At 61.5% G+C, this 20,628-nt stretch carries 20 protein-coding genes and 1 pseudogene; 19 read left to right on the forward strand and 2 right to left on the reverse strand.

Annotated elements, in window-relative coordinates; genetic code table 11:
- Nucleotides 1-134: 134 nt before the first annotated feature.
- Nucleotides 135-536 (forward strand): hypothetical protein, encoded by a 402-nt coding sequence (locus HMPREF1868_RS01960; RefSeq protein ID WP_156439378.1) that lies wholly within the window; start codon nt 135-137, stop codon nt 534-536.
- A gap of 19 nt (nt 537-555) precedes the next feature.
- On the opposite strand, the gene HMPREF1868_RS01965 is transcribed toward HMPREF1868_RS01960, so the two are convergent.
- On the reverse strand, nt 556-1,509 hold the full coding sequence (locus HMPREF1868_RS01965; protein ID WP_062529886.1) for a LysR family transcriptional regulator: 954 nt from the start codon (nt 1,507-1,509) through the stop codon (nt 556-558).
- Between the two features lie 196 nt (nt 1,510-1,705).
- Complete coding sequence (locus tag HMPREF1868_RS01970; protein WP_009279595.1) at nt 1,706-1,891, reverse strand: hypothetical protein; 186 nt, start codon at nt 1,889-1,891, stop codon at nt 1,706-1,708.
- Between the two features lie 174 nt (nt 1,892-2,065).
- Here HMPREF1868_RS01970 and HMPREF1868_RS01975 point away from each other — a divergent pair, with 174 nt between their 5' ends.
- The 18 genes and pseudogenes from HMPREF1868_RS01975 (at nt 2,066) to HMPREF1868_RS02050 (ending at nt 20,626) form a co-directional block, all read left to right on the forward strand.
- A complete protein-coding gene (locus tag HMPREF1868_RS01975) occupies nt 2,066-2,440 on the forward strand; it encodes a helix-turn-helix transcriptional regulator (RefSeq protein WP_009279594.1) in 375 nt (124 codons plus the stop codon).
- Between the two features lie 318 nt (nt 2,441-2,758).
- Complete coding sequence (locus tag HMPREF1868_RS01980; RefSeq protein ID WP_062529888.1) at nt 2,759-4,351, forward strand: MBOAT family O-acyltransferase; 1,593 nt, start codon at nt 2,759-2,761, stop codon at nt 4,349-4,351.
- Between the two features lie 16 nt (nt 4,352-4,367).
- Entirely contained in the window at nt 4,368-5,756 is a 1,389-nt protein-coding gene (locus HMPREF1868_RS01985; RefSeq protein WP_062529890.1) for a hypothetical protein, read from the forward strand.
- A 64-nt stretch (nt 5,757-5,820) separates the two neighbouring features.
- Entirely contained in the window at nt 5,821-7,344 is a 1,524-nt protein-coding gene (locus HMPREF1868_RS01990) for an amino acid adenylation domain-containing protein (RefSeq protein WP_062529892.1), read from the forward strand.
- Nucleotides 7,341-8,615 (forward strand): diaminopimelate decarboxylase family protein, encoded by a 1,275-nt coding sequence (locus HMPREF1868_RS01995; RefSeq protein WP_009279590.1) that lies wholly within the window; start codon nt 7,341-7,343, stop codon nt 8,613-8,615. Before HMPREF1868_RS01990 ends, HMPREF1868_RS01995 begins: the two co-directional genes overlap by 4 nt.
- A gap of 86 nt (nt 8,616-8,701) precedes the next feature.
- A complete protein-coding gene (locus tag HMPREF1868_RS02000) occupies nt 8,702-8,944 on the forward strand; it encodes a hypothetical protein (RefSeq protein ID WP_062529894.1) in 243 nt (80 codons plus the stop codon).
- A 216-nt stretch (nt 8,945-9,160) separates the two neighbouring features.
- A complete protein-coding gene (gene pepT / locus HMPREF1868_RS02005; protein WP_062529896.1) occupies nt 9,161-10,441 on the forward strand; it encodes a peptidase T in 1,281 nt (426 codons plus the stop codon).
- Between the two features lie 255 nt (nt 10,442-10,696).
- The gene (locus HMPREF1868_RS02010; RefSeq protein ID WP_062529897.1) at nt 10,697-11,236 is read left to right on the forward strand and encodes a hypothetical protein; all 540 of its coding nucleotides are present in this window, start codon (nt 10,697-10,699) and stop codon (nt 11,234-11,236) included.
- Nucleotides 11,237-11,369: 133 nt separating this feature from the next.
- A pseudogene (locus tag HMPREF1868_RS10105) lies at nt 11,370-11,666 on the forward strand (helix-turn-helix domain-containing protein); the annotation flags it as partial.
- Between the two features lie 342 nt (nt 11,667-12,008).
- Entirely contained in the window at nt 12,009-12,656 is a 648-nt protein-coding gene (locus HMPREF1868_RS10110; protein ID WP_369817515.1) for an ATP-binding protein, read from the forward strand.
- A gap of 127 nt (nt 12,657-12,783) precedes the next feature.
- The gene (locus tag HMPREF1868_RS02020; RefSeq protein WP_156439379.1) at nt 12,784-13,689 is read left to right on the forward strand and encodes a sugar transferase; all 906 of its coding nucleotides are present in this window, start codon (nt 12,784-12,786) and stop codon (nt 13,687-13,689) included.
- Entirely contained in the window at nt 13,689-14,474 is a 786-nt protein-coding gene (locus HMPREF1868_RS02025) for a DUF4422 domain-containing protein (protein WP_062529901.1), read from the forward strand. Before HMPREF1868_RS02020 ends, HMPREF1868_RS02025 begins: the two co-directional genes overlap by 1 nt.
- Nucleotides 14,475-14,500: 26 nt before the next feature.
- The gene (locus tag HMPREF1868_RS09505) at nt 14,501-15,577 is read left to right on the forward strand and encodes a pyridoxal-phosphate-dependent aminotransferase family protein (protein ID WP_082719477.1); all 1,077 of its coding nucleotides are present in this window, start codon (nt 14,501-14,503) and stop codon (nt 15,575-15,577) included.
- A gap of 13 nt (nt 15,578-15,590) precedes the next feature.
- Nucleotides 15,591-16,937, forward strand: a complete 1,347-nt coding sequence (locus HMPREF1868_RS09510) for a Gfo/Idh/MocA family oxidoreductase (protein WP_082719502.1) — start codon at nt 15,591-15,593, stop codon at nt 16,935-16,937.
- A gap of 4 nt (nt 16,938-16,941) precedes the next feature.
- Nucleotides 16,942-17,808 carry a LicD family protein gene (locus HMPREF1868_RS02035; protein ID WP_231782228.1) on the forward strand — a complete coding sequence of 289 codons (867 nt, stop codon included), beginning with the start codon at nt 16,942-16,944 and terminating at the stop codon, nt 17,806-17,808.
- Entirely contained in the window at nt 17,801-18,661 is an 861-nt protein-coding gene (locus tag HMPREF1868_RS02040; RefSeq protein ID WP_062529905.1) for a LicD family protein, read from the forward strand. Before HMPREF1868_RS02035 ends, HMPREF1868_RS02040 begins: the two co-directional genes overlap by 8 nt.
- Before the next feature lie 149 nt (nt 18,662-18,810).
- Entirely contained in the window at nt 18,811-19,530 is a 720-nt protein-coding gene (gene ispD, locus HMPREF1868_RS02045; RefSeq protein WP_062529907.1) for a 2-C-methyl-D-erythritol 4-phosphate cytidylyltransferase, read from the forward strand.
- Nucleotides 19,531-19,561: 31 nt separating this feature from the next.
- Nucleotides 19,562-20,626: an NAD-dependent epimerase/dehydratase family protein gene (locus HMPREF1868_RS02050; RefSeq protein ID WP_062529909.1), complete on the forward strand. Its 1,065-nt coding sequence runs from the start codon at nt 19,562-19,564 to the stop codon at nt 20,624-20,626.
- The last annotated feature ends 2 nt before the right edge of the window (nt 20,627-20,628 follow it).

A 20,628-nucleotide genomic window follows, 5' to 3' on the forward strand; every position in this document is an offset into this window, starting at 1 on the left:
CCCTCCGCAACGCAGCGCGCCTTCGCCTGCGGTCGCGGCGTCGCGACTGGCGGGCCCTTGGGTATCATCGGGGGAGAGAAACGTGGGGCCTCGGCGGCACGTCGGGGCCAAGCGAGGGAAGGGAGCTCCTCATGATGGGAGCGCAGAAGGGCCTGAAGGTCCTCTCCATAGCCGTGCTGCTCTTGGGTGTGGTGACCTTGGCCGAGGGCGTGCTCCTCGAGCTGGGCATGCTGCCGGGCGACGTCTCCAACGGCAGCGCGCCGCTGGGTGGGTTCGTCCTGGGGCTCGTGGCGCTCGTCTCGGGCGTCGTGAGCGTCGTCCTTGGCGCCCGCCTCGCCCGGGCGGCAAACGCGCCCCGTCGCGTGGCAGACCAGAAGGCGTCGGCCTGGGTTCTGCTCGTGGCCAACGTGCTGGCCGTGGCCTGCGTGCAGATGGGCGGCAGGCTCGTGGCGCTCGTCCTGGCCGCGTTGCTCCTGCTCGCGTCGCTCGCCGTGCTCGTGCTCTCGCGCAAGGTCGCGGAGGACGCCGCCCGCTAGGCGCCCGTGCCCGCCCCTCTCACCTGTCCCTGAGCGCGCCCTTGGACGGGACCAGGACGCTCTGGTCGTCGAAGCCGACGATCAGAGCGTTCAGCTTCTTGATGTACGTCCGCGCAAGCTCGCTCAGGCGCCGTTCGGAGTGGACGACGTAGCCCACGTTCATGACCTCGTCGGTCTCGAGCGGGAGCGACACGATGCCCGAGTACATCTCGTCCGACCTCACGCCGGTGGACACCAGGAAGCCCTCGTAGTCGCGCAGGAGGCTCGTCATCGTTGCGCGGTCGCTGGCTACGATGCGCCGCTCGTGCGGCAGGGTGCTCAGAGGCTCCTCGGAGTAGAAGAGCGAGCTCTGGGGCCCCTGCTCGAAGGTGTAGCGTGGCCAGCGCGCGAGGTCCTTGACCCGCACCGTGCCGAGCCGCGCGAGCGGGTGGCCCTCGTGGACGAAGACGTGGGGACGTGCCTTGAAGAGCGAGGTGAAGGTGAGACCCGCCTCGTCGAAGCGCCGCTGCAGCGCGCGTTCGTTGGAGGTGCCCAGGTAGAGGATGCCAAGGTCGCTCCTGAAGCCGCGGACGTCCTCGATTACGTCGGCGGTGCGGGTCTCGCGCAGGGTGAACTCGCAGCTGCCGTCGTCGTGCTCGGACACGAAGTCGATGAAGGCGTTCACCGCGAAGGCGTAGTGCTGGGACGAGACGGAGAGCCTCCGTGAGGCGCTCGTGCGGTCGCCGGCGTAGCGGCTCTGGAGGAGGTCGGCCTGCTCCACCACCTGGCGGGCGTAGCTCAGGAACTCCACGCCCTCGCTGGTGAGCGAGATCCCGCGGCTCGAGCGGTTGAAGATGGAGATGCCCATCTCGGCCTCGAGCTCCTTGATTGCGACGGAAAGGCTCGACTGCGAGACGAAGAGCGTATGGGCGACGGCGTTGATCGACCCCGCCTCGGCGACGGCTATGACGTAGCGCAGCTGCTGCAGCCTCATGTTTGCCTCCTCGTTAGTGCTCTGCTCGATAGCTTTTACCTGCGGTTTTCTTAGCATCTCACTTTTTGAGCATTTGGAGCATCACTTTTAGAGGGAGAATTGCCTCACTTTTCGAAGGCGTGCGGCCTCGCATTTCGAGGGAGAATGACTCCAGCCCCCGTGCTGGGGCCCGTGGCCGCCCGCAGGCGTCCGCGTCTCAGCCCCTCTCCACCGGCGTCGCGCCCATGAGCGAGAGCAGAAGCTCCAGGTCCGCGTTGCTGCAGGGAAGGAGCTCGGGGTCTATCTCTGCGGTCATCTCCGCATAGGTGACGGTCCTGTCGGTCCCGTCCAACCGGTACGGTTGGCTCGGGTCCGGGGCGGTGAAGTCCCTCTCGTCATCCATGGCTCTCCGTTCGTGGGTTTCAAGCTCGTTTCTGCCTTCGCGTGCATTACAAAGTCTACGGTACGTGGATATTGGTGACCAACTCAGACGTTTCGACATGGTACATATATTCGGCCGGCGTGTCCTCATAAAGAATGGCCCCATGCAGGCAGGTCGGCGCATGGGAGACGGACGGTGGAACGAAGGCTGAGGCTCAAGGAGCTGAGGGTGAGGTCGGGCAAGAGCCAGGCCGACGTCGCCACGGAGCTCGGCGTCGGGCCGTCGACCTACAACGCCTGGGAGGTGGGTCGCAACAGCCTGAAGTCCCGCTACGTCTGGGACGTCTGCCGGGTCCTCTCGTGCACGCCCAACGAGCTCTTCGGCATCGAGGACGGCGGCGACCCCGCCGGCGGCACCCGTCGCGGCTACCTCGCCGAGGACGGCTACTTCGAGTTCGCCGACCTCTACCAGCGCACGCCTCCCAACATCCGCGAGGCGGTTCACACGATCATGGAGGGGAGCGCGAAGGCCAGGAGGCCACGCGCCCGCCACCGGAAGCGCAACGCGTAGCTCTACCCCCGTTACCGGAAGCGCAACGCATAGGCTTCATCTCCCCGTCCAAGGGCCGGACATCCCGCACGCCCCTTCGTGGCGCGCGCCCTGGCAGGTCCTCCCCGTCCTAGGATCAGACGCAATCAACCCTCCTCGTTCAGCCCGCATATGGGGATTCTGGCGATTTCGATGGTTTCGCGCCGTAGGCGCTGCCATTCGCCCGATTGCCTGTCACAGTTGGAGTGCTGAAACGTTTTTATCTTGAGCGCGGGCAGCCGAGCACCTCGGATGCCCCGTCAGACGACGCGGGGCAAGAAAGGAAGGTGAGGTGCCCGCTTGGAGCTCTATTCCCTCAACTTCGTCCTCTTCCTCGCCGCCCTCGCCCTCACCTACTTTGGCGTGGGCCGCATCCTCGGCCGGGGACAGTGGGTCGTGCTCCTTGCCGGCAGCCTCTGCTTCTACTGCCTCATGGGCGGCCTTCCCACGCTCTGGCTCGTCATTGCCACGGCGGCCGTCACCTGGGCGGCTGGCCTCGCCCTGGCCCGGCTTGACGCCGAATGCCGCGACCGTCGCAAGGCCGCCCCCGACCGGGCGGTGAAGAAGGAGATCAAGGCTCGCTTCGCTCGGCTGCGTCGCGTCGTGCTCCTGGCGGCCCTCGCCTGCTGCCTGGGGGCGCTGGGCTACCTCAAGTACTGGAACGTCATCCTCTGGCAGGCGGGCGCGGCCCCCTCGCCCTCGAGCCTGGGGCTGGTGCTTCCCCTGGGCATCTCCTTCTACACCTTCCAGGCCGTGGGCTACCTGCTCGACTGCTACAACGGCAGGGTGGAGGCGGAGCGCAGCCTCCCGCGCTACCTGCTCTTCGTCTCGTACTTTCCCCAGCTCATCCAGGGTCCCATCAACCGTTGGGCAGATCTCGCCCCCCAGCTCCTGGGTCGCAACCGCGCCGACTGGGACCGCGCGCGTCGGGCGCTCCTCCTCTTCCTCTTCGGCGCCATGAAGAAGTACGCCGTTGCCAACGTCCTCTCTGGCAGGATTGACGCCATCTTCTCGTCCGTGGACGCGGGCATGCCCGGGTCGGTCGTCGTCCTCGGGATTCTGCTCTACTCCGCCCAGCAGTACGCCGACTTCTCCGGCGGCATCGACATGGTGCTCGCCGCCTCGGAGCTCCTGGGCGTACGGATGGCCCCCAACTTCAAGCGCCCCTACTTCGCCGTCTCGCTCGCCGACTTCTGGAGGCGCTGGCACGTCTCGCTCGGCGCGTGGATGCGCGACTACGTCTTCTATCCCTTCGCCCTCACTCGTCCCATGAAGGCCCTCGGCCGCTGGTCGGGAGAGAGGCTGGGACGCCACCTCGGGCGGACGCTGCCGGCTTGCTGCGCCAACGTGCTGGTCTTCCTCATCGTGGGCGTCTGGCACGGCGCGGAGGTCCATTACGTGGCCTGGGGCCTCTACAACGGCCTGGTCATCGCTGCGGCGGACCTGTTCTCGCCGGCCTTCGCCCGCATGCGCACGACGCTCGGCGCCGACTCCCACCCCCGTCTCTGGCGCGTCTGGGCGACCCTGCGCACCTTCCTGGTGGTCAACCTGGGCTGGTACTTCGACCGCATCTACGACTTCAGCGACTCCCTCACCTGCTTGAGGGCAACCTTCCTCAACTTCGCGCCGCAGCTGATGAAGCCCACCCTGGCCGAACTCTTCGGGCCCAAGGCGGCGGGGCCGCTTGGTGTCAGCTACATCGCGATCATAGGCTGCGTGGCCATCTTCGCGGTGAGCCTCGTCGAGGAGCGTGGGCATGACGTGCGCGAGCTAGTGCTCTCGCGCGGCCTCTTGGTCAGGACCTGCGCCTATGTGGCCCTGCTCTTCCTCATCGCGTCCTCGTACGCGTTCTCGATCGGCGGCGCGGGAGGGTTCATGTATGCGAACTTCTAGCGGGAGGGAGGTGCCCATGGACACGGACGTCGTCCCCGGTCGCCGTCGCACCTGGGCTCGCCGAGCGATCGGCACCCTGGTGACCCTGGCCCTTCTCGCCCTCGCCAACGTCCTTGCCACGCTGCTCCTCGACCCCTATGGCAGCCTGAGCTCCGTTCGCTGGTCGGAGTACCGCTCCATGGCAGGCCAGGACATAGACACCATCGTCGTGGGCTCCTCGGTGTCTGAGCGCTCCCTCGACCTCCAGGTGCTCGACGGCACCCTCGGCGCCAGCTCCTTCAGCCTCTCCTCGTCGGCGCAGTCGCTCGAGGACTCCTACATAGGCATAGAGCAGGCCATCCGCGACCATCACGTGAAGCGGGCGATTCTGGGCGTGGACTACGCGAGCTTCTCCGAGGGCTCCTACCCCAACGCCCGCATGGCCTACCTCCTGGCCCGCTGCGAGGGACAGCCGCTGGGATACCGCGCCCGCGCCCTGTGGGGGCTCATGAGCAGCCACGAGTTCGCGGGGACCAGCCAGTCGCTCAACTTCCTCTTCCCCTGGACCTTCAACCGCGTGGGCATGGGCCCGCGCGCCGTGAGCCAGAACCTGCGCCAGCGCCTGGGCGGCACCACGCAGCTCGAGGCGGTCAAGCAGCGCGACCCCAACTGGCACTACCAGGGCAAGGGCTATGGCAACTACGACTTCGTGATCGACTACACCAACGCGAAGGAGCTGCTCTTCTCGTCCCAGTACGGCAGGAAGCCCTTCCGCGACGACACCCTCGACGCGCTGCGCCGCATCTGCGACCTCTGCCGCAGCAACGGGGTCGAGCTGACGGTGGTCGTCGCCCCATGCCCCACCTTCAACGTGCTCTGCTATGGCGACTACTACCCCCAGCAGATGCCGCGCGCCCAAAAGGTAGTGACGGACGCGGGCTTCCGCTTCCTCGACTTCAACCTCGCCCGGGGCTCGGTATACGTGGCCGACGAGTCGGACTTCCTGGACGGCGAGCACCTCAATGCCAACGGCGCCGCGCGCTTCACCAAGGCCTTTGGCGAGCTCCTCGCGCGCGTTGAGACGGGCCAGGACGTGACGTCCGACTTCTACTCGTATGACGGTTGGGACGAGTACCTCGGCTCCATAGACAGGCTGTCTGCGGTGACCCTCGACGAGGAGCCCGGCGACGGTGTGGTTCGCGTCACGGCGACACCCTACGCTGGCCTGGGTCGTAAGGTCGAGTACCAGTACTACGTGGGCGAGAGGGGCTCCAACGACACCGCGCTGGTCCGTGACTGGAGCGAGGACCCCACCTTCGACCTGCCCGTCACGGGCCACGGGGAGAAGGTCGTCTACGTGCGCGCCCGTCTCGTGGGCTCCACGGCGGAGTTCGACCGTCGCTCCAACATCCTGGTCACGTACTAGTCGCGCCGTCCTGGCACGTCCGCGAGGCGGACGGCACCCGAGACGGCGCGGGAAAGGCAGGAACATGAGAAATGTGCTCGAATGGCTCGAGGGCCAGGCATCGCTCAGGCCTGACAAGCTGGCCGTGGTCGACCCCGACTCCCAGCTGAGCTACGCCGAGCTACTCGACCGCTCCCGTCGGGCGGGGAGCTGGCTCGTCGCACAGGGCATGGCTCCGCGCCAGGCCCTCGCCCTCTACCTCGAGAAGAGCACGGACGCCCTCTGCTGCATGCTGGGCGGCGTGTATGCCGGGGGCTTCTACTCCGTGCTCGACGTGCGTCAGCCCGACGGGCGCATCCAGGCGATCTGCCGGGCCCTGGAACCCGCCCTGGTCCTCACCGACCGCGCCAACGAGGAGGCCGCGCGCCGTGCCCTCGAGGGGACGGGCACGAGGGTCGCCCTCGTCGACGAGGCACTCGCCTTCCCGCGGGCGGACGCCGACGCGCTCGCCTCGGTGCGCGCGTCGGCAATCGACGTCGATCCCCTCTACGTCAACTTCACCAGCGGCAGCACGGGCACGCCCAAGGGCGTCGTGGTGTCCCACCGCTCGGTCATCGACTTCATCCCGACCTTCACCCAGATCTTCGGGATTGACGCGGAGGACGTCCTGGGCAACCAGGCGCCCTTCGACTTCGACGTCTCGGTCAAGGACATCTACTCGAGCCTCTGCCGCGGGGCGACCCTGCGCATCATCCCGCGGCCCTACTTCTCCAACCCCACGACCCTCATGGACTACCTGGCGGACGGCCAGGTGACCACCCTGGTGTGGGCCGTGAGCGCCCTCTGCTTCGTCTCGATCATGCACGGCTTCGACTACCGCGTCCCCCGGACGGTGCGGCGCGTCCTCTTCTCCGGCGAGGTCATGCCCCCCAAGCAGCTGCGCGTCTGGCGGAGCTTCCTTCCCGGCGTCCGCTTCGTGAACCTCTATGGCCCGACCGAGATCACCTGCAACTGCACCTACTTCGAGGTCGAGCGCGACTACCAGGACGACGAGGTCATCCCCATGGGACGCGCCTTCCCCAACGAGCGCGTCTTCCTGCTGGACGAGGACGGGGGAGAGGTCACGTCCCCCGGCGTCGAGGGCGAGGTCTGCGTGGGCGGCACTGCCCTGGGCCTGGGATACCTGGGCGACGGGGAGAAGACCGCCGCCGCCTTCGTCCAGAGCCCCCTCAACCGTCGCTGGCTCGAGCCCGTGTACCGCACGGGCGACCTCGCCCGCTACGACGAGCGGGGCGACCTGGTCTACGCCTCGCGCAAGGACCACCAGATCAAGCACCTGGGACAGCGCATCGAGCTGGGAGACATCGAGGCCGCGGCGCAGGCCGTGGAGGGTGTGGAGCGCGCCTGCTGCGTCTATGACGCGCGCCGCAAGCGCATCCGCCTCTTCTACCTGGGCGCCCCCACGGAGGACGAGCTCCTCGACGCGCTGGGAAAGAGGCTGCCCCCCTACATGGTCCCGCGGCAGGTCCGCCGCCTGGACCAGATGCCCCTCACCAAGAACGGCAAGATAGACCGCGCCGAGCTGGCGCAGATGGGAGCGCGCCGATGAGCCGGCAGTACAGCAAGCTCGCCCCCGAGGGGGGCTTCGCCACGGGAGACGAGCTCCTCTCGCTCGCCAGGGACTTCGGTACCCCGAGCTTCGTCTTCGAGCTGGGCCCCTTCCGCCGGCGCCTGCGCGAGGTGGGGGAGGCCTTCGGGCCCGAGGTGGGACTCTGCTACTCCATCAAGGCCAACCCCTTCCTCGCCCGAGCTGCGGCGGAGGAGGGCCTCAAGCTCGAGGTCTGCAGCCCCGGCGAGCTCAGCATCTGCGAGTCCCTGGGCATCGACCCTCAGGCGATTGTGTACTCCGGCGTGTGCAAGCGAGAGGACGACGTGAGGGAGGCGCTCGCATACGGCGTGGGCGTCTTCACGGCGGAGTCTCGCCTCCAGTTCGAGCTGGTCGAGCGCTGCGCCATGGAGGCGGGGAAGGTCGTCCCGGTGCTGCTCAGGCTCAACGGGGGCAGCCAGTTTGGCATGTCGCTCGAGGACCTGACCTCCATCGTGGACGAGCGCCAGAACTTCCCCGCGGCGGAGCTTGTGGGCATCCACTACTTCGTGGGCACCCAGCGCCGCAAGCTCAAGCACCAGGCACGCGAGCTGCAGAGGCTCGAGGACCTGCTCGACGAACTCGAACGCGGCCACGGCTGGCGCCCCCGACGCCTCGAGTACGGGCCCGGCCTGGCCGTGCCCCTCTTCGAGGGCGAGGACTTCCAGGACACGCTTGCCCCCGCCCGCCAGATCGCCCAGGACCTGCGAAGGGTCGCCGGCAAGGTTGAGCTCACGGTGGAGATGGGGCGCTTCTTCGCCACCGAGTGCGGCAGCTACCTCACGGGCATCGTGGACCTCAAGTCCAACGAGGGCACCCACTACGCCTTCGTGGACGGCGGCATGAACCACGTCACCTACCTGGGGCAGATGATGGGCATGAAGCTGCCCGTGATCCAGGACCTCAGTGCTGCCGGGCGCGGAGGCGCAGTGGTGCCCGGGGGCCCCGCCCCGCTTGGCCCCGCGACGTCCGGCGCGCGCGAGTGGAGCCTCTGCGGCAGCCTCTGCACCACCGCCGACGTGCTCGTGCGCAGCCTCCCTATGGACGACCTGCGCATGGGGGACGTCCTGGCCCTGAGGAACCTCGGTGCCTACTCCGTCACCGAGGGCATCCACCTCTTCCTGAGCCGGACGATGCCGCGCGTCCTGCTCGTGGAGGAGGACGGCAGCGTGACGCTTGCGCGCGACTGGGTCCAGACGAGCGTCCTCAACACGCCTTCCACATCGCACGCCTAGACTCTTCCCGGCTTCGCGCCGTCCCGCGCGGCAGCCAGGCCCGTGACAATACGCAAACCGCCAGAACGACCCAGATGGGAGACAGCATGGACATCGACCTCGACGCCATGATCGACCTGCTCAATGACGTGAAGGAGGGCGTGGACTACGCCAACTGCACCACCCTCATCGACGAGCGCATCCTCGACTCCTTCGACATCCTCTCCATCGTGAGCGCCATCGACGACGAGTTCGACGTCGCCGTGCCCGCAAAGGAGATCGTCCCCGCCAACTTCAACAGCGCCCAGTCCCTGCTGGCCATGGTCCAGCGTCTGGCCGACGAGGACTAGCCCGTCGCTTCGGGCCTTGACGGACGTTTCCGTGCGCGAAAAACTGCGCACGGAAGCGCCCAATTGTGAAGAAGTCTGGCGTTTGGCCAGGATTGCGGAGGCCTCCACAAAACCAATGCGCAGTTTTTCGGCCGCATCAAAAGTGGCGGCCCAAATTCGCAGCGCAGGGCACACGGGCTCCGCTCCGTGCGGCGACGCCGAGAAGGGGAGAGGAAGATGGCAGACGAAGGGCAGGCGGCGCACGACGCCGAGCTTCCGGACGTGGTCGAGCGCTTCATGCGCTACGTGCAGATAGACTCCGAGTCCGACCCGCTGAACGACGGGGAGGTGCCCTCCACGCCGTTCCAGCACGAGATGGCGCGCTACATGGGGGAGGAGCTGCGCAGCCTGGGCGTCCAGGACGTGGTCGTGGACGGGCACGCCTACGTGACGGGCAGCGTGCCCGCCTCCGTCGGCGCCGAGGGGCTTCCCGCGCTGGGGCTCTGCGCGCACATCGACTCGGTGAGCGACGTGCCTGCCAAGGGGGTCCGTCCCCACGTCGTGCGCTACGAGGGGGGAGACCTGGTCTCCGGCGTGGTGGACGGCAAGCCCGTCGCCACGACTCAGGAGCAGTTCCCCGACCTCAAGGGCCTTGTGGGCGAGGACATCGTCTGCAGCGACGGGCGTACGCTCCTCGCGGCCGACGACAAGGCGGGTGTGGCCGAGATCTGCTCGCTCCTGCACCGCATCCAGCAGGACCCCGACATCCCGCACCCAGCGCTCAAGATAGCCTTCGTCCCCGACGAGGAGATAGGCCATGGCGCGCGGCTGCTCGACCTCGAGAAGTTCGGGGCGAAGTGGTGCTACACCGTGGACGGCGAGGCCCTGGGCGAGTTCAGCTACGAGACCTTCAACGCCATGGAGGCGACGGTGACCGTCCACGGCGTCATGGTGCACCCGGCCGTGGCCAAGGACATCATGGTCAACGCCATCACCGTGGCGAGCGAGTTCCAGCAGATGGTGCCTGCCTTCGAGCGCCCCGAGCACACCGAGGGTCGCGAGGGCTTCTACCACCCCATTCGCATCGAGGGCACGGCGAGCGACGTCCGGCTGACCTACATCATCCGCGACCACGACTCCGGGCGCTTCTTCGCGCGCGAGGAGACCCTGCGCAAGATCGCGGCCTTCCTGAACGACCGCTACGGCGCCGACACGGTGAGCGTGGACTCCCGCATCCAGTATCGCAACATGGGCGAGCACCTGACAGGCATGGACTTCCTGGTCACCAACGTGCTCGAGGCGCAGGAGGAGCTGGGCATCCCCACCAAGGTCATCGCCATGCGCGGGGGCACCGACGGGAGCCAGCTCACCCTGCGCGGCCTGCCCTGTCCCAACCTGGCCACGGGTGGCTACAGCGCCCACTCCGTGAGGGAGTTCATCCCCGTGAGGAACATGGTGCTCACGGTCGACCTGCTCCAGCGCCTGGTGGGCAAGTTCTCCGTGCCCCAGCTGGCGTAGGGGAGAGGGGGCGGGGGAGAGGCCCCGCCATCCCGCGTCGAACCCTACCCTGGGCCCTGCCGCCCGCAGGCGAATCCCTACCTTTGGGCTGGGGATTGAGCCGCATACAGAAGAACGCCGCCCGCACGCCAAGCGCCCGTGGGCGGCGTTCGCCTTACCCCCTAAGGTAGTGGCTGAGAGAGTCATGCACGTTGGTGGGAAGTTCGAGGATGGGGGAGGTTCCATGCGCGGCAGGCACGGAGGGGCGATTCGACCATGACCCTGCAGATGCTTGCCGGCCTCACTGCCGCCGTGCCCGTGGTCGCCACTGCCATCGAGCTGGTGGGGAACCCGGGGCTTTCCGAGCGCCACCACAGCCACCACGACACCTACATCGTGTCGGGCCAATTCTCGCGCATGCTGGTCATGGCCATGGTCTTCATGGGTGCCTTGGGCCTCATGTTGGGCTGGCTCTGCGCGCTGGGCGCCTTCAAGGCGGACACGACCGTGGTCTTCGCCTTCTTCCTGGCCTTCCTCCTGGTCACCTTCTCCTTCTGGCTTGCGATCAAGCACTACCGCGTGGTCACCTACGTGGACCGCATGCGCATCACACCCTTCGTGGGCCTCACGCGCACCGTGCGCTATCGCGACATCGCGCGGATCGAGTGGGCGAGGCCCAACGCCCTCGTGGGCTACCAGAGCGTGCGCGTCTTCGAGCGGGGCAAGAAGGGCTCCGTCACCATCTGGGGGTCACTCGACGTGGACCAGATCCTGCTGTGCATCAACCGCTTCGACGCTCTGGACTCGGGCCTGTAGCGGCGGTTGCTCCTGGGCCTCTTTTCGGTCGAAGCGCGATGGCAAAATCAACAGCAAAATTTTGCTGTTGATTTTGCCGTTGATTTTCGGCTGCAATCGTTGATTTGGAGAGTCTCATGAGGAAAACGAGACGCTTGAATTCAGAGAGGAGATTTCAAACAGCTTTCTCAAAACTGTGTCCGCCTTTGCGAACTATGAGGGCGGGTCAATCCTGTTTGGCGTGGATGACGCGGCGCGGGTTGTGGGGCTTGGCAACGTACGGGCAGCCTGCCTTGACATCGAAAACAAGGTCAATGATTCTATTTCTCCCCGCCCCGACTATGAGCTTCTGCCCAACACGAAAGACTCCACTGTCGAGCTCGTGGTTCGTCCGGGGAGGTCAAAGCCGTATCTCTATCGCGCCAAGGCATACCGACGTAGCGATAGCTCGACCGTCGAGGTGGATCCCATCGAGTTCAGGAGGCTCGTGCTCGAGGGGAGTAACCTTTCGTACGAGCGGCTGAGCTCAAGAAGCCAGCAGTTTACCTTCGAGACGCTCGGCTCGGCGCTGAAATCCACGGTTGGCATCAAGAATTTCGACACGGACACCCTCAGGACGCTCGAGCTCTACTCGGACGAAGATGGCTACAACAATGCCGCTGCCCTGTTGGCAGACAAGAACGATTTGCCCGGCTTTGACATGGCTCAGTTTGGAGAGAGCATCAGCGTAATTCTGCGTCGGGAGACGAGTGCCGGGAAGTCCGTGTTGCTCGAATACGAAGATGCAGTCCGCATGTACAGGGATTGCTACTGCTACGAGCGGATTTCTGGGTTCGAGCGAACTCAGGTCGAGCGCATACCCTCCGAGGCGTTTAGGGAGGCAATCGCGAATGCATTGGTTCATAGGACCTGGGATGTGCCTGCCCACGCGCGCATCGCAATGTATCCCGACCGGGTGGAGGTGTCATCCCCTGGCGGCCTGCCAACGGGCATCTCGGAGGAGGAGTACCTTGCTGGCATGGTTTCGATCAGGCGAAACCCCGTTCTTGCCAACGTGTTCTACCGGTTGGGCCTCATAGAGGCATTTGGAACGGGGGTTCAGCGTATCCGGGACGCATATGCCAGCAGCAAGACAACGCCGCGTTTCTTGGTGACGGAGAACACCATCACCGTGATCCTTCCGGTGACAGTTGCCGACCTTGGGCTCACCGACGATCAACGGCTCGTGTATGGGCTGTTGAGCCCTACCGTTCCGCGGTCTTCGGGAGAGCTGCTGGGTATGGTCGACTTCGGAAGGTCAAAGCTATCGCGCATCCTCAAGGATCTCATTGAGCTTGGGCAGGTCTTTACGGTTGGGGCCGGCAGGGGGCTCAAATATAAAGGGGCAATTGAGACCGTGCTTCTTGTGAGTTTGAGTCGCAAGCCCCTGGTTGATGGGTAATTTGCACGCTTGTGTCCAGGAACGGTGGGCTCGGGTTCCCTGTACTAGAATGTCTTAAACGTCCCTGTATCCACGGATTCGAACTTTAGCTATGCGGGCGACGGCCCGCTTCCAGGAGTTTTTAGCTATGGAAAGACCCAAAGACGATCGACGCGGCCACTCGGGCGGCGCCAAGAGCCACCGCAGACACCTGGCCATGTATGGGGTTGCGGGTGGTCTAGGCGCTGCCATCCTCGCCGTTGGTGCGGTGGGGGAGGCCGTCGCGATGGTGCGCGACGCGCGACTCAAGCCCAAGCAGGAGGCCCTGGCTCCTGTCACGCGCGAGAGGGCCCAAGCGGTCGTTTCCGAGGCCACCTATGGCACGGGCATCGTGATCGAGGAGGAGCAGATTCCCCCCGTTCCCGGCTCGCGCGACACAAAGGCATATCACATTGCCAAGCGGGTCTTCGACGTGGCGTTCTCGAGCGTAGCGGTGGTCGTGGGTTTCGTTCCCACCGCCGCCATCTGCCTTCTTGTGGCGTTGGACAGCAAGGGGAGCCCCATCTACGCCCAGCGGCGTGTGGGGCGCTATGGCATACCTGTGGACATCCTCAAGATCCGCACCATGGTGGCTGATGCGGACGACGTGGAAAAGCACCTCAATCCCGAGCAGCTGCAGCAGTGGCTGTCCGAGCACAAGGTGGATGACGACCCGCGCGTGACCAAGGTCGGCAAGTTCCTGCGCAAGACCTCGTTGGACGAGGTGCCCCAGTTCCTCAACGTCCTCTCTGGCTCCATGAGCGTGGTCGGCCCGCGCCCTGTCGAGCCGGACGAGCTGGCGGCCTACGGTCAGAGCGTGGCGGAGTTCCTCAGCGTCACCCCCGGCATTACGGGCTGGTGGCAGGTCAAGGCCAGAAACGACGCTACTTACGAGGACGGCTCGCGTCAGAGGCTGGAGCTCGAGTACATCCGCGACCGCAGCCTTGGGAGGGACCTCCTCTGCATCCTTGGCACCTTCCACGCCATGTTTGGCTCGCAGAAGACGGGCCGCTGATGGACGGCCAGAAGACAGATCCAAAGCTACGGGTGGCTGTTGCCGCCCACAAGCCCTACTGGATGCCCGACGATCCCGTATTCCGGCCCTGTTGGGCAGGGGCGGCCCTTCACGCCGATGGCATCCCCGAGAACTGGGCACGTGACAACGAGGGTGAGGGCATCAGCCAGAAGAACAGGAACTACTGCGAGCTCACGGTGCTCTGGTGGGCGTGGAAGAACCTCAGGGCCGACTACCTGGGGCTAGCCCACTATCGGCGCTACTTTGCCAGTGCGCAGACGGGGGAGAAGAAGTCGCGCATCGCGTCAGGTGACTATCTCATGGGGCAGCTCGACAAGGCCCCCGTCATCCTCCCAAAGAAGCGCAACTACCTCATAGAGACCAACTACTCCCAGTACGTGCACGCTCACCACGAGGAGGACCTTGCACAGACCAGGGCGATACTGGAGGAGAGGTACCCTAGCTACCTTGCTGCGTACGATGCCTCCATGGGGCGAACGACGGGCCACCGCTTCAATATGTTCGTCATGAGGGCCGACCTCTTCGACTCGTACTGCGAGTGGCTCTTCGACGTTTTGGGGGAGCTGGAGCGGCGGCTGGACATCAGCGGCTACAGCGACTACGACAAGCGCGTGTACGGCTTCGTCTCCGAACGTCTGCTTGACCCTTGGATCGAGACCAACTACATCGACTACGTCGAGCTGCCTGTCGTCAACTTGGAGGATCAGCACTGGATGAAGAAGGGGACGAGCTTCCTGAAGAGGAAGTTCACTGCAGAAAAGTAATTATTCAAAAGGGACGTTGATTATCTATGCTTAACTTTGCTGTAGGACCAGTTCCTTCTAATGATCAAGTGCGTGCCATAGGATCGCAAGATATTCCATATTTCCGCACCAAAGAATTTTCTGAAATAATGCTCCAAAACGAGCGGATGCTCTGTGGTCTAGCGCATGCACCCAAAGACTCCAGGGTATGCTTCATCTCTGGCTCTGGCACTGCAGGTATGGAAGCTGCCGTGATGGGGACTCTTGATCGGCAAGATCGAGCCCTTGTGGTTGATGGGGGAAGCTTTGGCCACAGGTTTGTTGAGATGCTCAGTCGGCATCATATACCACACGATGTAATAAAGCTGGTGTACGGGACTGCCCTATGCGAAGGTGATTTACTACCCTATGAGGACAAAGGTTATACGGCGTTTCTGATTAACTTAGGGGAGACCTCGCAGGGCATCCTATACGATGCGGAGCTTATCGGAAGCTTCTGCGCGCGAAACGGCCTATTCCTCATCGCTGACACCATTAGCTCATTTTTGGCGGATCCATTCGACATGGAAGCCATTGGCGCCGACGTCATGATTACTGGATCACAGAAAGCCCTAGCCTGCCCTCCTGGCGTTGCTCCGATAATTCTTTCGCCAGTCGCCATGGAGCGCATCAACCGTATTGAGCAGCCGTGCATGTATCTTGACCTTCGCCTTGCGCTTGAGAACGGCAAGAGGGGGCAGACTCCCTTTACGCCTGCGGTTGGCACGTTGCTGCAAATATATGCACGTCTTCAGGTCATAGAAGATAGCGGTGGGGCTGCTGCCGAGGTATCTCGAGTTGCTCGTATCGCTCAAAATTTCCGTGATTTAATAGTAGATTTGCCGCTTGATCAAAGGCTTACCTCCCCATCAAACGCAGTCACTTATTTGTCCACGAGAGATTGCTCCGCTCGTAAAATATTCGAGGTTCTTAAGGATGAATATGAGATTTGGGTTTGTCCCAATGGGGGTGCATCTGCCGAGAAATCTTTCCGTGTCGGTCACATTGGTGAGCACGATTTTGCGGACAACGCCTTGCTTGTCGCGGCTTTGAGAGACGTCTGTCGACGTGGCCTTATGGGCTGAGGTGGATATCTGTATGAAAAGGGTAATCACATACGGAACTTTTGACCTATTGCATTACGGTCACGTGCGCTTATTAGAGCGTGCTCGGTCCCTTGGCGATTATCTTGTGGTTGCCGTCACAACGGATGACTTTGACATTGCACGGGGAAAAATCAACGTGCAGCAGTCTCTTGCGGAGCGCATGGACGCAGTGAGAGAGACCGGTCTTGCCGACGAGATTATCGTCGAGGAGTACGAAGGCCAGAAAATCGATGACATCCAAAGGTTGGGGATCGATGTTTTCACCGTCGGTTCGGACTGGGTTGGTCAGTTCGACTATCTAAAAGAGTATTGCGAGGTAGTCTATCTCGACCGTACAGAGGGAGTTTCAAGTACCCAGATTCGATCTGAGCGAAAGCGGATGCGCCTTGGGCTTGTAGGCGACGTCCCCTTCCTTGCCAAGTATCTATCCGAGAGTACTTACGTAAATGGGCTGGAGGTCCGTGGAGTTTGCGCCAAGCGACTCGAGGGCCTTCAGGATAGTCTTCGTAGCCTTGAGATTGTAACTAGTTCGATTGATGAACTTCTTGCTGGCGTGGATGCTGTCTACATTGCTTCGGCTCCGGAAGAACACTATTGGCAAATAAAGAAAGCCCTGAGCCAAGGCGTGCATGTGCTATGTGAGTCTCCAATAACTTTGGATGTACGAAGCTACGAGGAACTAGAGCATCTTGCAGATACACGTGGCATTCGCCTGCTTGAGGCGATACGTCCAGCCTATAGCACTGCTTTCAAAAGACTTTGTTTATTGGTGAAGAGTGGCGTAATTGGGCGTGTGACCGCCGTTGATGCCACTTGTACAAGTTTGAGCGAGGGTCTGGGCAGCTCGTCAAAGATTCCTGCTGGGGCATGGGGAAGTATGGGCGAATGGGGCCCTATCGCAATGCTTCCTGTATTCCAGATTCTCGGGACGGGATTCATTGATCTGCAGATGACCTCCCGCCGTTTTGATACCAAGGAACCGCTCGATGCCTTCTCAAGGGCAGAGTTTGTCTTTCCGGATGCCGTTGCCTCAATAACAGTCGGAAAGGGCGTCAAGTCCGAAGGTGATCTTGTGGTCTCCGGAACACGCGGATACGCCTATGTTCCCGCTCCCTGGTGGAAGACTGATTACTTTGAGCTTAGGTTCGAGAATCCTGCGGATAATCGTAGATATTTCTATCAACTGGACGGTGCAGGGGTTCGCAATCAGCTCGCCTCGTTCGTGCTAATGGTAGAGAATGGGTTGGAGACGCGCTACATTGCTCCAGAAACGTCGCGCGCAATTGTAAAGGTAATGTCTGATTTCGTAGATGGGAGGAATGTGACGCAGATTTCTTAGCGTCATGCCTGCTGTCATGGGAAAAGCTCAAGCGGATTTAATAGCCACTGGTGACCTGCGCAGAATGCAGCTAGAGGAACTGGGAATACTCAAAGAGTTTGTTGCCTTATGCAAAAAGCACGACTTAAAGTATTTCTTGATCGGTGGCACGCTATTGGGTGCCGTTCGACATCACGGCTTTATTCCCTGGGATGATGACATCGACATTGCCATGCCTCGGGATGACTATGAAAGGTTCCTGTCCCTACCTTCCTCTGAATTTCACGAGCCGTTCGCCCTTTGTACATTTGAGAATGATGGCGCCTATAGATACCCCTGGGCACGTATGATTAGCCATAACATGCGAGAAATAAATCGCATGGCAAACATTCCGCGCGTTGAATATTCTTGGATTGACCTCATTCCGCTTGATGGTATTCCGAATCCTGGCATCATGAGGGCGCTGCACAAGGTACGGCTGAGCTTCTGGTGGAATCTCAATCAAATCGTTCAGTTTGATGAGCTAGTTGATCAGAGACGCCGACGTAGCACGATTGGTTCTGCATCTGTCAAGATTGCCTCGTGCTTCAGATGGCTCAACCACTTGGTTCCCTATAAGACCTGCCTCCGTGCGCTCAACAAGGTCCTCAAAGAGTGTCCCTACGATTCTGACACACACGATGTCCTTAACTTTCTCGCTGCCTTTGGCTTCGACGAGACCTTTCCCCGTTCTTCTTTTGCCACCAGTGCGCTTTACCAGTTCGAGGGGGAGAGGTTCGTTGGTCCCGCTGACTTCCAGACGGTCTGCGAGACAATATATGGACCCACCTACATGGAGTTTCCGCCCGAAGAAGACAGAAACAAGCACCATGCGGAGATAATCGATGACTGAGCCAACAACTGAGTTAAAACCCAAATTGATAAAAAACAAAGCCGAGCGTCTCTCTATTGACGAAATCCATGAGGCTTGCATGACGCTGCTTGAGGAGTTTGATGCGTTATGCCGTTCGAATGGATTGCGTTACGACATTGTAGGCGGGACGCTATTGGGTGCCGTTCGACACCGTGGCTTCATTCCCTGGGATGATGACGCCGACGTATCCATGCCCCGTCCCGACTATGAGCGTCTTTTGGACCTTTGCCCCGACTTTGGCGCGAAGCTTCAGCCGAGGCGTCGGATTGTATCGCTGAGGGACAAGAGCTTTCCACGCCACTATGCACGCTATGTCCGAACCGACCTCTTGCGTGACGCAAGATTTGCCTCTGATGAGGACTGTCCCTATTTTGGCATTGACATCTTTCCTCATGATGGCATTTCTGAGGACACAACGGAGTTTTTGCGTCAGATCAAGCGCATCGAGCGCTTGCGACGACTTCTGTTGATTAGTACGTCTAGGAAGGGCTCCAGCAGCAGGGGGAAAAGCGTTGCCCTGGCCAAGGACCTGGTGCGCCCGCTTCTCAAGTTGTACGGAAGCTACAGAATCGCATCGAGGCTCAATGCGGAGTGCTCACGAGTTCCTTTTGAAACTGCAAAATATGTGGGTGGAATTGCAGGGATGTATGGACTAAAGGAACGTTGGTCGAAAGAACAAATGCTCCCTCAAACGGAGTTTGACTTCGGACGCCTTAGGTTGTTGGGCTATAAAAATTATGATATTTATCTTTCTAACTTGTACGGTGAGTACATGACCCTGCCCCCAAAGGACAAGCGCGTACCCCATTTTGATTCCTTCTACTGGGCATAGCACCTGATAGTTGTCAATTTGGACGCTTGCGTGCCTTTGGATCTAACGTTGACAAGGTGGTTATGGCTGCTTGGAGTGCATGCGCTATCGTATAGACATCAACATTGCGCGTCACAAGACTATTCGAGCGTCATGCCGAGAGGAAGCTCATGAACATTGCGGTTATCTTCGCAGGCGGAGTAGGAAAACGCATGCGCTCAAAGGACCTACCAAAGCAGTTTTTGGTTATCCATGGCAAGCCTATCATCGTGCGTACCGTCGAGCTGTTCGAAAAGCATTCGGATATTGATGCCATTGTGGTGGCATGTGTTCCCGAATGGATAGAGTACTGTGAACAGCTTTTCTCTCAGTATGGCTTCAATAAAGTAGCCAAGGTGGTTGCAGGGGGTACGACGGGACAAGAGTCCATCTACAAGGGGCTTCAAGCTGCAGAGGTTGTGTCGGGTGGTGAAAGGAGCGTGGTGCTCGTACACGATGGCGTGAGACCCCTTATCTCTGAGTCGACCATCACTGATAACATCGATGCTGTGCGGACGTATGGCTCTGCGGTTACCTGTGTTCCTGCCAAAGAAACAGTAGTGGAGATAGATGAGGGGGGAGAGGTAGTTAAGGTTCCGGAACGTAGCCATATTCGCTTTGCTAGAGCACCTCAAAGCTACTGGTTGGATGAATTAATTGCAGCACATGGGCGCGCCATTGCCGATGGGCGGGAATTTGTCGACTCCGCTTCGATGATGAGAGCATATGGTCACTCTCTCCATCTTGTGGATGGGCCGGAGGAGAATATAAAAATTACCACTCCTGGTGACTTCTTTGCCATGAGGGCAATACTTGATGCGCGCGAGAACGAGCAGATCTATGTCAGCTAGGCAGCGTTCGAATTCGGACCGGAGGAAGCCGATGGTGCCTGTCGTTTGGTCCCGTGTGCTCGACGAGGATTTTTCCCGCATTCCCAGGGACGAGTTCGAGCCGTTTCATGGGAAGACCGTCCTCGTAACGGGCGCTACAGGACTCGTTGGCTCACTTATAGTGAAGGGCTTCGTCTATGCCCGCGAGACATATGGGATAGACACAAGGGTCATGGCTGTCGTGCGCGATGGGTCGAAGGCACGGAGGACCTTCGCGCCCCACTGTGGCCAGCTTGATCTGGTGGTCTGCGATCTTATGCACGACGTGCCCAAGATAGACGGGGAAGTTGACTATATCGTCCATTGTGCCGCGATTACACAGTCGAAGCTCATGGTAGAGCGCCCTGTCGATGTCATCGATCTGTCCGTCTGTGGGACTAGGTCGGTCCTAGGAATGGCTGTCCAAAAGCGTGCACGCATGGCATACCTCTCATCGATGGAGGTGTACGGGACGATTCCGGGGAACGACAGGGTGGGAGAAGACCAGCTCGGCTTCATCGATCTGGGGTCAGTGCGCTCCTGTTACCCGGAAAGCAAGAGACTGTGCGAGAACCTCTGCGTCGCTTTTGCGGTGCAGCACGGCCTCGACGTGTCAATCCTCAGGCTGGCTCAAACCTTTGGCGCCGGTGTAGGCCGCATGGAAAGTCGAGCCGTCGTCCAGTTCGCTCGCAAGGCGGCAGCGGGAGACGATATCGTTCTCAAGACGAGGGGTCTTTCGGAGGGAAACTACGTCTATGCTTCCGATGCGGTGAGGGCCATCCTTCTAGTACTCCTGAAGGGTGAGGCCCGAGAGGCATACAACGTCTCCAACGAGTCAACCCACATGACTATCCGTGAGCTTGCGCACTTTGCCACTAGGGTCTTTCCCACAAGGGGGAGTCGGGTTGTCATAGATGTCGACGAGCAAAATTCCAGTGGTTATGCGGCGGACGTCAGGCTGTTCCTCGATTCTTCTAAGCTTCGACGTCTTGGCTGGGAGCCGCAGGTCGACCTTGGCGAGGCCATGCTTCGTACCATCGCATATCTGGAAGAGCAGGACGAACCCCGGGAGGACTAGAA

Origin of the sequence: Olsenella sp. DNF00959 (genome assembly GCF_001553055.1) — a bacterium.
Lineage (GTDB): Bacteria > Actinomycetota > Coriobacteriia > Coriobacteriales > Atopobiaceae > Olsenella_I > Olsenella_I phocaeensis.

Bases quoted from the DNA above. Each gene is read 5' to 3' on its own strand.
- HMPREF1868_RS01960 (WP_156439378.1), top strand. From the start codon at position 135: ATGGGAGCGCAGAAGGGCCTGAAGGTCCTCTCCATAGCCGTGCTGCTC.
- HMPREF1868_RS01965 (WP_062529886.1), bottom strand. From the start codon at position 1,509: ATGAGGCTGCAGCAGCTGCGCTACGTCATAGCCGTCGCCGAGGCGGGG.
- HMPREF1868_RS01970 (WP_009279595.1), bottom strand. From the start codon at position 1,891: ATGGATGACGAGAGGGACTTCACCGCCCCGGACCCGAGCCAACCGTAC.
- HMPREF1868_RS01985 (WP_062529890.1), top strand. From the start codon at position 4,368: ATGGACACGGACGTCGTCCCCGGTCGCCGTCGCACCTGGGCTCGCCGA.
- HMPREF1868_RS01990 (WP_062529892.1), top strand. From the start codon at position 5,821: ATGAGAAATGTGCTCGAATGGCTCGAGGGCCAGGCATCGCTCAGGCCT.
- HMPREF1868_RS01995 (WP_009279590.1), top strand. From the start codon at position 7,341: ATGAGCCGGCAGTACAGCAAGCTCGCCCCCGAGGGGGGCTTCGCCACG.
- HMPREF1868_RS02000 (WP_062529894.1), top strand. From the start codon at position 8,702: ATGGACATCGACCTCGACGCCATGATCGACCTGCTCAATGACGTGAAG.
- pepT (WP_062529896.1), top strand. From the start codon at position 9,161: ATGGCAGACGAAGGGCAGGCGGCGCACGACGCCGAGCTTCCGGACGTG.
- HMPREF1868_RS02010 (WP_062529897.1), top strand. From the start codon at position 10,697: ATGACCCTGCAGATGCTTGCCGGCCTCACTGCCGCCGTGCCCGTGGTC.
- HMPREF1868_RS10110 (WP_369817515.1), top strand. From the start codon at position 12,009: ATGTACAGGGATTGCTACTGCTACGAGCGGATTTCTGGGTTCGAGCGA.
- HMPREF1868_RS02020 (WP_156439379.1), top strand. From the start codon at position 12,784: ATGGAAAGACCCAAAGACGATCGACGCGGCCACTCGGGCGGCGCCAAG.
- HMPREF1868_RS02025 (WP_062529901.1), top strand. From the start codon at position 13,689: ATGGACGGCCAGAAGACAGATCCAAAGCTACGGGTGGCTGTTGCCGCC.
- HMPREF1868_RS09505 (WP_082719477.1), top strand. From the start codon at position 14,501: ATGCTTAACTTTGCTGTAGGACCAGTTCCTTCTAATGATCAAGTGCGT.
- HMPREF1868_RS09510 (WP_082719502.1), top strand. From the start codon at position 15,591: ATGAAAAGGGTAATCACATACGGAACTTTTGACCTATTGCATTACGGT.
- HMPREF1868_RS02035 (WP_231782228.1), top strand. From the start codon at position 16,942: ATGCCTGCTGTCATGGGAAAAGCTCAAGCGGATTTAATAGCCACTGGT.
- HMPREF1868_RS02040 (WP_062529905.1), top strand. From the start codon at position 17,801: ATGACTGAGCCAACAACTGAGTTAAAACCCAAATTGATAAAAAACAAA.
- ispD (WP_062529907.1), top strand. From the start codon at position 18,811: ATGAACATTGCGGTTATCTTCGCAGGCGGAGTAGGAAAACGCATGCGC.
- HMPREF1868_RS02050 (WP_062529909.1), top strand. From the start codon at position 19,562: ATGGTGCCTGTCGTTTGGTCCCGTGTGCTCGACGAGGATTTTTCCCGC.